Source organism: Paenibacillus sp. J22R56 (assembly GCF_056269375.1).
Genome location: NZ_JBWDNV010000002.1, coordinates 383,537 through 397,667 on the forward strand (window position 1 = coordinate 383,537; position 14,131 = coordinate 397,667).

Below are 14,131 nucleotides of genomic sequence, written 5' to 3' on the forward strand. Positions count from 1 at the left end.
TAAATCCTCATTACAGTCCGCAGCGGATCTGTAATGAGGATTTTTTGGTATAGAAACTCTCTCTGGCTCATATAACTCAATCTTGGAAGGGCAAGAACGTGACCCGATTTAATAAAAAAAGATTTCGTGAGGGAATCGGCATAATCGGTGAGCTAGGACAATATGATATTACTAGTCCAACAAAGCTGTACGAGTTGCGTCGCTGGCCTGCCCTCTTGTCCGGTGGAAGGCGGCGAACCGGAAAATCAATTGGGAGGGGATATTCAGTGGAGAAAGTGGACATTTTCAAGGATATAGCCGAACGTACTGGCGGGGATATTTACCTCGGGGTAGTAGGGGCTGTCCGTACGGGCAAATCAACGTTTATTAAACGGTTTATGGAGACGGTCGTGCTGCCGAATATTGCTAGCGAAGCCGAGCGTGTTAGAGCCGTTGATGAACTTCCTCAAAGCGCCGCGGGAAAAACTATCATGACAACTGAACCGAAATTCGTACCGAATCAAGCGGTACAGCTGCGGGTCAGCGAAGGTCTTGATGTGAACATCAGGCTGGTTGATTGTGTTGGCTACGCCGTTGAAGGGGCGAAGGGCTATGAGGACGAGAATGGTCCTCGTATGATTACAACGCCTTGGTTCGATGAACCAATCCCGTTCCAAGAGGCGGCGGAGATTGGGACCAGGAAGGTTATTCAAGAGCATTCTACCTTAGGCGTAGTCGTAACAACTGACGGCTCTATTGCGGAAATTCCTCGCAGTTCTTACGTGGAAGCAGAAGAGCGCGTAATCAGTGAGCTGAAGGAAGTTGGCAAGCCATTCGTCCTCATTATTAACTCGACGCGTCCTCGCGGTGAAGAAGCGATTCAGCTTCGTGGTGAACTGCAGGCCAAATACGATATTCCGGTTATTACAATGAGCGTTGCGACAATGGGTGAAGAAGAAGTCATCTCTGTCCTGCGTGAAGTGCTCTACGAGTTCCCTGTTCATGAAGTCAATGTAAATCTGCCGAGCTGGGTTATGGTTCTTAATGAGAATCACTGGCTGCGCAGCAATTACGAAAACTCCGTTCGTGATACAGTCAAAGATATCCGCAGATTAAGAGATGTTGATCGTGTTGTCTCTCAATTCTCGGAATATGACTTTATCGCAAGAGCCGGACTTAGCGGCATGAATATGGGGCAAGGTGTTGCTGAGATCGATCTGTACGCACCAGATGAGCTCTATGACCGTATCCTGATGGAGGTTGTTGGGGTTGAAATCCGAGGCAAGGATCATCTCCTCCAGCTGATGCAGGAATTCTCTCATGCGAAGCGGGAGTACGATCGGTTCGCAGAGGCGCTGGAGATGGTCAAAGCTACCGGTTACGGTATCGCAGCTCCTACGCTTGCTGAGATGGCACTGGATGAGCCAGAGCTTATCCGTCAAGGCTCACGCTTTGGCGTAAGGCTGAAAGCGACAGCGCCTTCGATTCATATGATCCGTGTCGATGTGGAATCTGAATTCGCACCGATTATCGGATCGGAGAAGCAGACTGAAGAGCTGGTTCGTTACTTAATGCAGGACTTCGAAGCAGATCCGATCAAGATTTGGGAGTCCGACATATTCGGCAGATCACTTCATTCCTTAGTGCGTGAAGGTATTCAAGGCAAAATCGCCATGATGCCGGATAACGCTCGCTACAAGCTGCAGGAGACACTCGGAAGAATTATTAACGAGGGCTCTGGCGGTCTCATTGCTATCATTTTATAAAGCTAGAAGGAAGAACGGTTGAACCGGCTTACATGCCGGATCAGCCGTTCTTTTTGTTTGTAACAATTTATTCATTGCAATTATGCCTGACCGTTACTATAATGGCAATTGTTGCACAGTTCGATCTTTTTCGACAAAAGCAAGCTTCAAATGTTTCTTTTTTCCTATTTTAATGAAAATAATACTTAAATTCCGATTGACATACTTGGTGAAAATGATATGATAGCAAATAGATAATTCATCTATCATTTATGGTTAGAGAAAAAGGGAGAGAAGATCATGAAAAAATGGGGTAAACTTTCTTTGACACTGCTTGTTGCCATTGTTCTTGTTATTGCATCGGCATGCGGAAACAGCAAAACGAACAACAATGAATCCGCTAACAACGCTGCAACGAACGCACCAGCGAACGCGGCAGAGAACACATCCACAGGCAACAGCGAGCTGGATGCACTGAAAGGCAAGAAAGTCGCACTTGTTATGCAATTCAATACGGGCACATTCTCTTCACAATATGTAGAAGGCGTGAAAGAACAAGTCGAGAAGTTCGGCGGCACAGCTCAAGTATTTGCTTCAGATAACGATCTGGCTAAAATGTCCTCTAACCTGGATGCAGCAATTAACCAAGGCTTCGATGGTATTCTGATCGACCATGGCCAAGCTGGCGCATTGGAACAAGGAATCAATAAAGCAAAAGAAAAAGGCATCAAAGTTGTTGTATTCGACGCTGATGTGAAAATTGACGGCGTACCAGTTCTGCAACAGGATGATCAAGCGATGGCTGACCTGACGCTAGAGCAGCTTGCGAAAGACGCTGGCGGTAAAGGCAACATTGTTAAAGTATGGGTAGCAGGCTTTGCACCAATGGAACGCCGCCAAGTGGCATATAAAGCTTTCCAAGAAAAATATCCAGACATTAAACAAATCGCAGCTTTCGGTAACGCGAACAACCCTGCAATGGATACACAAGCACAAATGGAAGCAATTCTGAAGCAATACCCGAACAAAGGTGATATTACAGCGGTTTGGGCTGCATGGGATGAGTTTGCTAAAGGTGCTGCTCGTGCGATTCAACAAGCAGGCCGTACTGAAATTAAAGTATATGGTATCGACATGAGTGATGAAGACTTGCAAATGATTCAAGATCCGGCTAGCCCATGGGTTGCATCGGCTGCTGTAGATCCAAAAGATATCGGCCGCGTTCAAGTTCGTACGCTTTATAAAGAATTCAAAGGCGAGCAAAATGATCCGCTTGTTGTACTGAACGCTGTTTATGTTCACCGTGATCAACTGCCTTCTGAGAAAGTAAGTACGACTCAATTGTCCCAATACATCGATGGTTGGGGTAGCAGCACGCAGAACTATGAAGACTGGATGAAAGAACTGGAAGGTTCGAAATAAGGCTTATGCTTACGAAGCAAGAATTGTTTCACAATTCTTTTTAACGAAACGCTGGAGAGGTGCACATGATGAGTGTTGCAAAGCAATTGCAAATGATGGGGATCCGGAAAGCTTTTTCCGGCGTCCCCGCCCTCCGCGACGTCGATTTTAATCTGCAAAGCGGCGAAGTTCATGCGCTGCTCGGTGCCAATGGCGCCGGTAAGAGCACTTTGATGAAAATATTATCAGGTGCATATAGCCAGGACGAAGGTACCGTAACAATCGACGGGCGACAGGTTCATATTGATTCACCCGGGGATGCCAAACAGTTGGGCATCCATTGTGTCTATCAGGAAGTGGATACCGCTCTTGTTCCGCAGCTAAGCGTAGCAGAGAACGTTATGCTCGACCGAATTTCCAGTAAAGGCAGCAGCTTATGGCTGAATTGGCGCAAGTTGGAGAAGCAGGCTGAGGCGACATTAGCACGGCTTGGTGCAACGATTCCGGTCAAGAAGAAGGCAGGAGAACTGACGCTTGCTGAGAAGCAGCTTGTTTTGATCGCCAGACTACTTACCGAGCAAGCTAAATACGTTATTTTTGACGAGCCGACCGCACCGCTAAGCCTCGAGGAAGCGGAGCGGTTATTCCGTGTTATTGGGCAGCTCAAAGAGCAGGGAATAGGCATTGTGTTCATCTCCCACCGTCTGCCAGAGGTGTTCCAGCTCTGTGACCGCATTACGGTTATGCGTGATGGGCAGCAGGTCCTAACGGAGCTTACTTCAGCTGTCACGATTGATGAAGTCGTTCAAGCGATGCTTGGCAGAGTGTTCGAGGAGGAGTTCCCGAAGGCGGAGGTCGCAATCGGCGAGCCGCTGCTTGAAGTATCCGGCATCTCACGCGGCCATCATGTTAGGAATGTCAGCTTTAACGCTAGAAGTGGTGAAATTGTTTCAATTGTAGGTCTTGTTGGTGCGGGTAAGACTGAGCTGTCTAGAGTATTGTTTGGAGCTGATCCTGCGGATCAAGGAACGGTATCGATCAGCAAGAGAGTCATAAACAACAGCGAACCAGCTGATGCCATCGCTGGAGGTGTTGTTCTTGTGCCGGAAGAGCGGCGCAAACAGGGCATTCTTGTAGGTGAATCTGTTCAAAACAATCTAAGCCTTCCGATTCTGAAGCTATTGACGAAGAGCGGCTTTTTGTCCGGGAAGAAGGAGTCTAACAATGCGGAAGCGATTATCGGCAAGCTTGGCATTAAGACATCTTCACCTCAGCAGAAAACCGGCCATTTGAGCGGCGGCAATCAGCAGAAGGTATCAATAGGCAAATGGCTGCCGACAGGTGCAGAGGTGTACTTGTTCGACGAGCCGACAAAAGGCGTAGATATCGGCGCAAAAAGTGATATTTTCCGTATTATCGGATCACTTGCCGAGCAAGGAAAAGCAATTGTGTACTTAACATGTGAGTTTGCAGAGGCTATGGGCATTGCCGACAGAATTCTTGTCATGTGCGACGGCGCATTGGTGAAGGAATTTAAGCGCGGTGAAGCCACGCAGGAGCTGTTGATGCTGTATGCGAGCGGCGGCAAGGAGGAGCAGGCATGAGAGAGAAGTCACTAGATTTCATTTTTAAATTTGGATCATTACTTGTTATTGCCTTAGTTATCCTATTCTTCTCGATGTGGGATGAGCATTTCTTTACTTACGCGAATTTGTCTGATATATTACGGTCGATTTCCATCACAACGTTTGTCGCAATTGGCGTAACGTTCTCCCTGACGGTTGATGGCTTTGACTTATCGGTTGGTTCTACTGTATCGTTAACAACAGTTGCGACAGCGGCCTTAATGGTCTGGTATGAGCAGCCACTTGTTGTTGTTATCATTGTTGCCCTGTTGATTGGTGCCATAGTGGGATTGCTTAATGCGCTGCTTATCGTCAAAATCCGTATACCGGATATGCTGGCAACGCTGGCGGTTATGTACATCATTGGCGGTATTCATAAGACATACACAAAGGGTTATTCGATCTATAACAACATGCCTATGCCGGACGGCTCTACAGCACCTGGTAAGTTTAGTGACTCCTTCCTGTGGCTGGGTCAAGGCAAATTGCTTGGAGTTCCTGTACCGGTTGTGTTGATGGTCGTTGCAGTCATTCTCGTGCATTTGTTCTTCAAATACACAAGATGGGGCCGTCAAATGTATACAACAGGCGGCAATGAAGAAGCTGCCCGCTTGTCAGGTGTACGCGTACGCCGTATTCGTATGGCTGCTTACATCGCATCCGGTATTTTTGCGGCAATTGGCGGTATTTTATATGCTGCTCGGGTTGGTACCGGACAAATTGATGCAGGTGCTCCGATGATGATGGAATCGGTCGCTGCTGTGTTTATCGGGTACTCCGTACTTGGAGCCGGCAGACCTAATGTAATCGGCACATTCTTTGGTGCGATCTTGATCGGTGTGCTCTTGAATGGCATGACCATGATGAAGGTGCAATACTATGCGAATGACATTGTAAAAGGAACTGTGCTTGTCCTCGCGCTGGCTGTTACCTTTATTCATTTGTCCAGAAGACGCAGCGGATAAGATGAAAAATAGATGAAAGTGTAGAGAACCTCTCTTGGCTACTTGAAATTGGAAATCGCCTGTATTACTATAAGTTTGTTTGAGGTTGAGGTATATTTTTCAAGTATTCCGTTAATAAGAGGGATAAGATGACTCTTCATTTGTCTTTAGGGAGGTGAAACAAATGAACAAAACCGATTTGATTAACAAAGTGGCTGAATTATCCGATCTGTCGAAGAAGGACGCAACGAAAGCTGTTGATGCAGTATTCGAAGCGATTTCCGATGCACTTCAAAGCGGAGATAAAGTACAACTTGTAGGCTTTGGTAACTTTGAAGTTCGCGAACGTCAAGCTCGTAAGGGCCGTAACCCGCAAACTGGCGAAGAGATTGATATCGCTGCAAGCAAAATGCCTGCATTCAAGCCTGGTAAATCTCTCAAAGACCTCGTCTCCAATTAATTGCTTTTGCACAGCGTCCGAACGCCCAGCGTTCGGACGCTTTCGTTTGTATAGACTACCAAGTCTTGCATGACGGAGCTGGTCTATAGTATAATCGAGCGCAGCAATAGGATGCTAGAGCAGCCAAAGGCTTACGAAGTAAGAATTATCACAACTGGCTGAACAAGCCATTTGTGTGACAATTCTTTTTAGGAGGGTTAAGATGGAGCCGACTCAAGGCGATTACATCGTTATTAAAGCGAAGGATCAAGGCGTTCAAGTGATTGGCCTCACGCGTGGTCAGGATACCAAGTTCCATCATACGGAGAAGCTGGACAAGAATGAAATATTGATCGTACAATTTACGGACCATACATCAGCGGTTAAAATCCGCGGCAAAGCTTCAGTTATGACCAAGCACGGTATTGTGGATACAGATCAATAATAATAGGAACGGACAAGCTCCCTCTCACGATATCGTGTGCAGGGAGTTTTTTTTGTGCATAGCTTGGCTACTTTGGTTGTAAAATGGGATATAAGGATCATTGGCAACGTAAATTGATCGGAGGGATTCCGTTATGCGAAAAGCTTATCTCACAGCGCTTGGAGCTGCGCTAGCCGTAACAGCGGTTATTGGCTTGCTGCCTCACTCAGGTGTTGGCCCGGGCAAGGATAGGGGAGAGATTGCTGTATTTCATCCCTCCGAAATGAAAAGACTGACGAGCAGTAACCTTGTTGATGCGTTAATTGGGCTGCAACTGACGGGAAGTGTAGATAAAGTGGAGTGGAGCCAAGCCGTGCTGACCGTGGAAATGCGTGCGGATGAGGATCAGCAGATAGAACGCTGGTACAAGGATATGGAGAAGCTGATTCGATTGTCGTTCACCCAGATGGAAAATATTAACCGGCTGCTCATCCGATACGTGGATAAGAAGGAAAGCAGTCGATTATTGTTTGCAGCGGATGTTCGCCGTTCGGACAGCTGGCTGGAAGAAAATTTAAGTGAACTTGCCGATGCAGATCCGCTTCATGATGAGCTCTGGAGAAAGCGGCTGCGTATCACTTATACCTCTGAGCTTGAGAAGCTGCTTGGTCCCATTGACACCTATTCTACTGCGCCGCTCCGATCTTCATAGAGGATTGTATCAAATTCATGAACAATTCTCAGTTACAGCTAGTATCGTATGCTCATTACATAAAGTTGTGCTATAATAGTTTAGATTATTTAGCGGCGATTCCGCTTGTCTGTTCGGAGGCTTACCCCATGAAACCATATCGTATCAACGAGCTCGCATCCAAGTATGTCGAGTATGACATGATTCAAACTTACACCGAGCTGCCTGCTTTTCCCGATCCAAGGCTGCGGTTATTGCACGCTGTACTGAATGAGCACGGAGCCTTGGCCCCGAATAGCGAGCTTTATTCGCTTGTCGTATCGCTCGTACAGCTGGGCATGGATACGCATGACCTGATTGATACGGAGGAGAACCGGCGCTCAGAGAAAGAAATGAGAGCAAGACAACTTAAGGTGCTGGCAGGCGATTATTTCAGCAGCCGATTTTATTCGCTTCTGTCGCAAGCTGGACAGATTAGCATGATATCCAAGATTAGTACGGCCGTATGCGAGGTTAACCGATTGAAAATGGATCTTTATATAAAGATGCAGCAATCGAAGCTGAAGGCAGAAGATTATCTGAACAAACTAACACGGCTTAAGAGCGAAATGTTCCAGTTGTTTGCTGAGATGATGGAAGGGGCATTCGTGAAGTTATGGCCGGAGATGCTGCAGGATGTAAGTCGCTGCGAGGCAGTACTGGACGAAATGGAGCGTTTTGATTCACCATCCCGGTTTCATCAAAGCTGGGCTTATTGGCATGTCATGCAGGAAGGCACACCCGATGAGCAGCAGCGATTGGCTGACAAGCTGGAACCTTCCCTGATTTATGATCTGCTTGGGAAGTATGAATTGCAGAGCAGACTGGTCTCCAAGCTGAAACACGCGGCAGATAATCTGCGCAGTACAGCAGATAAGCTCGAATCCGACCAGTTGAAGAAAGTGGTTCAGGATTTGGCGGATTCATTCTTGGAGAAGATGGCAGCCCATACCAGTGCTTAACGAAATGAGGGGAACAACAGATGAACGCAAAAGCAAACTCCAGCTCCAGTTCTAGCTCGAAAGAACATGTGCATGCGCTCTTTGAGAACATTGCACCGAAATACGATATGATGAACGATCTGCTCAGCTTCCGCCGACATAAAGCCTGGAGAAAGTTTACGATGCGGAAAATGAACGTACAGCCGGATCAAACAGCGCTTGATCTGTGCTGCGGTACGTGTGACTGGACGATTGCCATTGCGAAAGCAAGCGGCACCGGCCATATAACCGGACTTGACTTCAGTCAGAATATGCTCGATGTGGGAGCGGTTAAGCTGCAGAAGGAAGGCCTTAAGGAGCAGATTACACTTGTGCAAGGGAATGCGATGGAGCTGCCTTTTGCCGATAATTCCTTTGACTATGTCACGATAGGCTTTGGTCTTCGGAATGTTCCGGACTACTTGCAGGTTCTGAAGGAGATGGAACGGGTCGTTAAGCCTGGGGGCATGGTTGTGTGCCTAGAGCTGTCGAAGCCGATGTGGCAGCCGTTCAAAGGGCTGTATTACTTATACTTCGAACGTATGCTTCCGATGATGGGCAAATGGGTGGCGAAGAGATTCGACGAATATAAGTGGCTTCCTGATTCTTTGAAGCTGTTTCCAGATGCCAAGCAGTTGTCCGAATTATTCCGTCAAGCTGGATTAAATGGAGTACAAGCTTATCCACTGACCGGTGGAATAGCGGCACTTCACATCGGTACAAAGGAGAAATCACAGCAATGATTCGCAAACTTCGTATTATTTTGGAAATGATAAAATTTGAGCATTCTGTCTTTGCACTTCCATTTGCCTTTATGGGTGCAGTGCTGGGCACATTAGCGGTTGAGAAACGGCTGCCAACCTGGGGAGAGATTGGCTGGATTGCACTTGCAATGGTGGGTGCCCGCAGCGCGGCAATGAGTCTTAACCGGGTTATTGATAAAGCTATTGATAAAGCTAATCCAAGAACGGCGCAGAGGGCGCTGCCAGCTGGCCTCCTCAAATCGTTCGAGGTCTTATTATTTATTATTGTCTCGTTTGCCCTGCTGTTTGTGGCAGCGGCGAATCTGGACCCAATCGCGATGAAGCTGATGCCAATTGCGGTTGCGATGCTTGTGCTGTACTCGTATATGAAAAGAATTACTTGGCTCTGCCATGTTTTCCTTGGCCTCACCATCGCATTGTCTCCACTAGGCGGCTGGGTCGCTGTTACGGGTTCATTAAATGCTTCGGCGTGGGTGCTTTACTTCACTGTAGCGCTCTGGATCGCCGGCTTCGATATCGTCTATGCGACACAGGATTACGAATATGACCGCGATAACGGTCTGCATTCTATTCCTGCCCGGTTTGGCCTTTCTGGTGCTCTATGGATCGCTAGATGCTTCCACGTTGTAACAGCTATCGGGTTCTTTGCTTTGTTCTGGATGACAGAGCTGAGCTGGGTCTACTTGATCGGTACAGTTGCATCGATTGTTATGCTGTTCTATCAGCACTGGCTGGTACGTCCAAATGACCTGTCCCGTGTACAAATTGCATTTTTCGGGATGAATGGTACGCTTAGTGTAGTCCTGTTTGTATTCGCTATGGTTGATTTGCTGGCGGTGCATCAATGGTAGAACGGACGAAAGAGGCTAGACCCAAACGTTGGGTAGTTGGTATCACAGGTGCCAGTGGATCCATCTACGGCATACGGCTTATCGAAGAACTGCTTCAGTCAGACTACCTTGTTCATGTCGTTGTGACAGAAGCGGGCTGGCGTGTACTTAAGGAAGAGCTTGGATGGGATACGTCACGTCGGCAGGCAGCTCTGGAGAAACATTTTGGAGAAGCTCTAACTTCTGGCAGACTGGTATTTCATCCGAACGCCGATATAGGCGCCAGCATTGCAAGCGGCTCCTTCCTGGTGGAGGGAATGGCTATCGTACCTTGCTCGATGGGTTCCTTGGCCTCTATGGCTAGAGGGATCTCGGATGATCTGCTGACCCGCGCAGCGGATGTCATGCTGAAGGAAGGACGCAAGCTGATCATTGTACCGCGCGAAACACCGCTCCATGCGATTCATTTGGAGAACATGCTGACGCTGGCACGCCTTGGGGTAAGAATCATTCCGGCTATGCCGGCCTTTTATTATAAACCGCAATCGATGGACGAAATGATTAATTTCCTTGTCGGCAAAGTGCTTGATAACATGGCGATCGAGCATCAATTATTTAGAAGATGGGGAGATGAACATCATGATGGGCAGACCGAATGAGCCGCTCCGTGTCGGACGCATTGACTATGCAAATGCATGGCCGTTATTTCACTATCTAGAAGATTACACCGAACAAGCCGGCATTGATGTTGTGCTGAAGGTACCTGCGGAGCTTAACCGGCTGCTGCGAGAAGGGGAGATACAAGTTTCGGCTGTGTCTTCTTATGCTTACGGGATGAATGATCAAGATTATATTCTACTGCCGCATTTATCGGTGGGCTCTGAGGGGAAAGTAAACTCAATCCTTCTATTCCTGAAGGAACCGATCGAGCAATCTCCGCCGAAGCACATCGCAGTAACAACTGCTTCCGCAACCTCGGTTAATTTACTTAAAATATTGATGAAAAAGTATTATGAGCTTGATCCTATATACGAACCCGCTGAACCTAATCTCGAGCAGATGCTTGAATCGGCAGATGCTGCCCTCCTCATTGGGGACCCGGCGATTCGCGAGTCATGGGAAAGCAAAGGTCTGACAGTTATTGATCTGGGTGAAGTGTGGAATCTCTGGACGGGACTTGCTATGACATACGCAGTTGTAGCTGCTCGCAAAGAAGCGGTGGAGTCTTACCCTAATGCTTTCCAGCGCTTGTACAGAGCGTTTACAGCTAGCAAAGAACAAAGTGTAGACAATCTTAAGCCGCTTATCGAGAAGGCCTGCGAACAGCTTGGCGGCGATCCTGCTTATTGGCAAATGTACTTCACAAGCCTGAATTATGATTTTGGGCAAAAGCAGCAAGAGGGTTTGACCTTATATTTCCGCTATGCGAAGGAACTTGGTTTGCTGGATCATGAGGTTAGCCTGCATTTTTATAAAGAAGAATCTCTGCCGAACAGGTGAAAGAATGAAACTATTAGATATTTTCGCAAAGTTAAAAGGTGATATGAACCGAATCGAGCAGGAGCTGGAACGTAGTATAACGTTCGGTAATGAACTGCTTAGCGAGACGTCTCTTCACCTGCTGAAGGCAGGGGGGAAGCGGCTGCGTCCCGTCTTCGTGCTGCTTGCGGGCAAGTTCGGCCATTACGATCTAGATAAATTGACGAAGGTTGCCGTACCTCTGGAACTCATTCATATGTCTTCTCTGGTACATGACGATGTCATCGATGATGCATCGACACGGCGCGGACAACTTACCGTCAAATCCAAATGGGATAACCGAATTGCCATGTACACGGGCGATTTTATTTTTGGCAGGGCACTTACGATTGCGACAGAACTGGAAGATCCGTTTATCCACCAGATGCTGTCGAAATCATTAGTCCAAATGAGTATTGGCGAAATGGAGCAAATCCGGTATTTCTTCAACACGGAGCAATCCATTCGGGATTACTTGCTGCGCATTCGGCGTAAGACAGCGCTTCTTATTGCAATCAGCTGTCAGCTTGGTGCAGCTGCCGCAGGTGCAGACCGGGACACGGTGAACCGCTTATACCGGTATGGCTATAACGTTGGCATGACGTTCCAAATTCGTGATGATCTGCTTGATTTGTTTGGCACCGAGAAGCAGATTGGTAAACCCCCGGGATCGGATATTCGTCAAGGCAACATTACGCTGCCGGTTATCCTGGCGCTTCAGGATGAGAAGGTACGCGAACCGCTGCTAGAGCAGATCCGTATTATTCGGGAACATAACGGCAATGTTGATACTAAGCCGGCCATTTCGCTTATTAAAAGCAGTAAAGGCATTCAACTGGCGGAACAACTTGCCGATGATTATATAAAGAAAGCTTTGCATGCTCTGGAGGGATTGCCGAGTATCGGGGCGAAGAAGAACTTGATTGACATTGCGCATTTCGTCGGAAAGCGTAATTATTAAAAGGATAAGACAGAAGCAAGAATTGCTTCGCAATTCTTTAAGCTAATGCTTACGAAGCAATAATTGCTTCGCAATTCTTTAAGTTAATGCTTACGAAGTAAGAATCGCTTCGCAATTCTTTTTAGGAGGGAACCAAATGGAAAGAACATTTTTGATGATTAAACCAGATGGTGTACAGCGTGGCCTTATCGGTGAAATTATGTCGAGGTTTGAGCGGAAAGGTCTGAAGCTTGTTGCTGCTAAGTTTATGGTTGTAAGCAAGGAACTTGCGGAAAGCCATTATGCTGAACATAAAGGCAAACCCTTCTACGAGCCGCTGCTTACGTTTATTACTGCAGGCCCTTCCTTTGCGATGGTGTGGCAAGGTGACAATGTCATTGCGCTTACACGTGCGATGATTGGCAAGACGGATGCGGTTGATGCTTTCCCAGGCACCATTCGTTCAGATTTTGCTGTACATACGAACTTGAACTTGATTCATGGATCGGATTCACCAGAAAGCGCAGCACGGGAAATTGCGAATTTCTTCTCTCCTGAGCAGCTTGTAGATTACGAACATACGATACAGCGCTGGATCTGATTTTTCTCGAGCTGTAATACTGGAGGCGGCTATGTCGGAGGATCTGGATTTCAATCTTTTTATACAAAGAATGAAGGATAAGACGAACATTGATTTATCGCAATATAAAGAAGCACAGATGAAGCGGCGGCTTACGACTTTGCGGCAAAAGCATGGTTACGATACGTTCGAACTGTATTGGCGGGCGATTGAGCAGAATCGGAGTCTGATGAATGAATTTCTGGACCGGATGACGATTAATGTCTCAGAGTTCTGGCGTAACCCGAACCGGTGGGAAGTGCTGCAAAGCCGCTTCCTGCCGGAAATGCTGCAGCGCAGTGAACGGCTAAAAGTATGGAGTGCAGCATGCTCGACGGGAGAAGAGCCTTACACAATCGCGATGATCCTCTCCGAGCTAGGTGCACTTGGCAAGGCATCGGTAACAGCGACTGATTTGGATACGGTTGTTCTGGAGAAAGCGAAGGAAGGGCAATATTTGGAACGCTCCCTTCGTGATGTCCCGCCGGCATACCGACAGAAATATTTTCAGCCTGATGAGGGTATGTATGCGGTGTCGGATAAGCTCAAGAACGCGATTCAATTCAAACAGCAGAACCTGCTGCATGATACCTTCGACCATTCTTTTGATCTCATTGTTTGCCGTAATGTTATGATTTATTTCACTGAAGAAGCCAAGCACTTATTATATCAAAAATTCGCAGCAGCCCTTCGTCCGGGCGGATTGCTCTTCGTCGGCAGTACAGAACAAATTTTCTCACCTTCTCAATATGGATTTGAATCGGCGGATACCTTCTTCTACAGAAGAATCGAAGGGTAATTTTCAATTCATGTATACCGTTTTCCATCGACTCCAATACTAGTGGTAACCGAAACTTAATTGGAGGGTGAAGATGGACAAGCGACAAGTGATTCAAGCTTATCGTAGCGGGATCATTTCCATTCAAGAATGTGCTCAAATTCTCGGTCTCGATAGTCGTCAATTACCGAATTTGATGAATCAGATGGTATATAAGACGGAGCTGGATACGAGCAAACGATTTGTGAACAGCTAGGAGACAAGGCGGATGTTAAAGTCAGTGATGACTGTAACGTCCGCCTTTTTTATGCGATTACAGGCAGTCCTCATTTCTTGTCAAAGCATACAGCCTGTACTATAATGAGCAAAGATGTTTACATAACAAAACGCTCGGAATATAAACAGTTAGGATGGT

The 14,131-nt window shown here is 47.1% G+C and carries 16 protein-coding genes; all 16 read left to right on the plus strand.

What is annotated here, in order from left to right; translation table 11 throughout:
* The first annotated feature begins 266 nt into the window (after positions 1-266).
* The 16 genes from spoIVA (at position 267) to AC0YNT_RS05775 (ending at position 13,972) form a co-directional block, all read left to right on the plus strand.
* A complete protein-coding gene (spoIVA, locus tag AC0YNT_RS05700; RefSeq protein ID WP_167273042.1) occupies positions 267-1,745 on the plus strand; it encodes a stage IV sporulation protein A in 1,479 nt (492 codons plus the stop codon).
* A gap of 279 nt (positions 1,746-2,024) precedes the next feature.
* A complete protein-coding gene (locus tag AC0YNT_RS05705) occupies positions 2,025-3,146 on the plus strand; it encodes a sugar ABC transporter substrate-binding protein (protein WP_475803694.1) in 1,122 nt (373 codons plus the stop codon).
* A gap of 68 nt (positions 3,147-3,214) precedes the next feature.
* Positions 3,215-4,729: a sugar ABC transporter ATP-binding protein gene (locus AC0YNT_RS05710; protein ID WP_475804081.1), complete on the plus strand. Its 1,515-nt coding sequence runs from the start codon at positions 3,215-3,217 to the stop codon at positions 4,727-4,729.
* Entirely contained in the window at positions 4,726-5,715 is a 990-nt protein-coding gene (locus tag AC0YNT_RS05715; RefSeq protein ID WP_167273048.1) for an ABC transporter permease, read from the plus strand. Before AC0YNT_RS05710 ends, AC0YNT_RS05715 begins: the two co-directional genes overlap by 4 nt.
* 163 nt (positions 5,716-5,878) lie before the next feature.
* Positions 5,879-6,154, plus strand: a complete 276-nt coding sequence (locus AC0YNT_RS05720) for an HU family DNA-binding protein (protein ID WP_127494178.1) — start codon at positions 5,879-5,881, stop codon at positions 6,152-6,154.
* Positions 6,155-6,356: 202 nt separating this feature from the next.
* The gene (gene mtrB / locus AC0YNT_RS05725) at positions 6,357-6,578 is read left to right on the plus strand and encodes a trp RNA-binding attenuation protein MtrB (RefSeq protein WP_167273051.1); all 222 of its coding nucleotides are present in this window, start codon (positions 6,357-6,359) and stop codon (positions 6,576-6,578) included.
* A gap of 133 nt (positions 6,579-6,711) precedes the next feature.
* Positions 6,712-7,269, plus strand: coding sequence for a hypothetical protein (locus tag AC0YNT_RS05730; protein ID WP_475803695.1), 558 nt, complete (start codon positions 6,712-6,714; stop codon positions 7,267-7,269).
* Positions 7,270-7,397: 128 nt separating this feature from the next.
* Positions 7,398-8,249, plus strand: a complete 852-nt coding sequence (locus AC0YNT_RS05735; protein WP_475803696.1) for a heptaprenyl diphosphate synthase component 1 — start codon at positions 7,398-7,400, stop codon at positions 8,247-8,249.
* 20 nt (positions 8,250-8,269) lie between these two features.
* Positions 8,270-9,010 carry a demethylmenaquinone methyltransferase gene (locus AC0YNT_RS05740; RefSeq protein WP_475803697.1) on the plus strand — a complete coding sequence of 247 codons (741 nt, stop codon included), beginning with the start codon at positions 8,270-8,272 and terminating at the stop codon, positions 9,008-9,010.
* Positions 9,007-9,882: a UbiA-like polyprenyltransferase gene (locus AC0YNT_RS05745; protein ID WP_475803698.1), complete on the plus strand. Its 876-nt coding sequence runs from the start codon at positions 9,007-9,009 to the stop codon at positions 9,880-9,882. The genes AC0YNT_RS05740 and AC0YNT_RS05745 overlap by 4 nt, the downstream gene beginning before the upstream one ends.
* Entirely contained in the window at positions 9,876-10,520 is a 645-nt protein-coding gene (locus AC0YNT_RS05750; protein ID WP_441890360.1) for a UbiX family flavin prenyltransferase, read from the plus strand. The genes AC0YNT_RS05745 and AC0YNT_RS05750 overlap by 7 nt, the downstream gene beginning before the upstream one ends.
* Positions 10,501-11,361 (plus strand): menaquinone biosynthesis protein, encoded by an 861-nt coding sequence (locus AC0YNT_RS05755; RefSeq protein ID WP_475803699.1) that lies wholly within the window; start codon positions 10,501-10,503, stop codon positions 11,359-11,361. Before AC0YNT_RS05750 ends, AC0YNT_RS05755 begins: the two co-directional genes overlap by 20 nt.
* Positions 11,362-11,365: 4 nt before the next feature.
* Positions 11,366-12,340, plus strand: coding sequence for a polyprenyl synthetase family protein (locus AC0YNT_RS05760; RefSeq protein WP_475803700.1), 975 nt, complete (start codon positions 11,366-11,368; stop codon positions 12,338-12,340).
* 136 nt (positions 12,341-12,476) lie between these two features.
* The gene (gene ndk, locus AC0YNT_RS05765) at positions 12,477-12,920 is read left to right on the plus strand and encodes a nucleoside-diphosphate kinase (protein WP_475803701.1); all 444 of its coding nucleotides are present in this window, start codon (positions 12,477-12,479) and stop codon (positions 12,918-12,920) included.
* Between the two features lie 31 nt (positions 12,921-12,951).
* On the plus strand, positions 12,952-13,737 hold the full coding sequence (locus tag AC0YNT_RS05770) for a CheR family methyltransferase (RefSeq protein WP_475803702.1): 786 nt from the start codon (positions 12,952-12,954) through the stop codon (positions 13,735-13,737).
* A 73-nt stretch (positions 13,738-13,810) separates the two neighbouring features.
* Positions 13,811-13,972 (plus strand): hypothetical protein, encoded by a 162-nt coding sequence (locus AC0YNT_RS05775; protein ID WP_475803703.1) that lies wholly within the window; start codon positions 13,811-13,813, stop codon positions 13,970-13,972.
* Positions 13,973-14,131 lie beyond the last annotated feature (159 nt).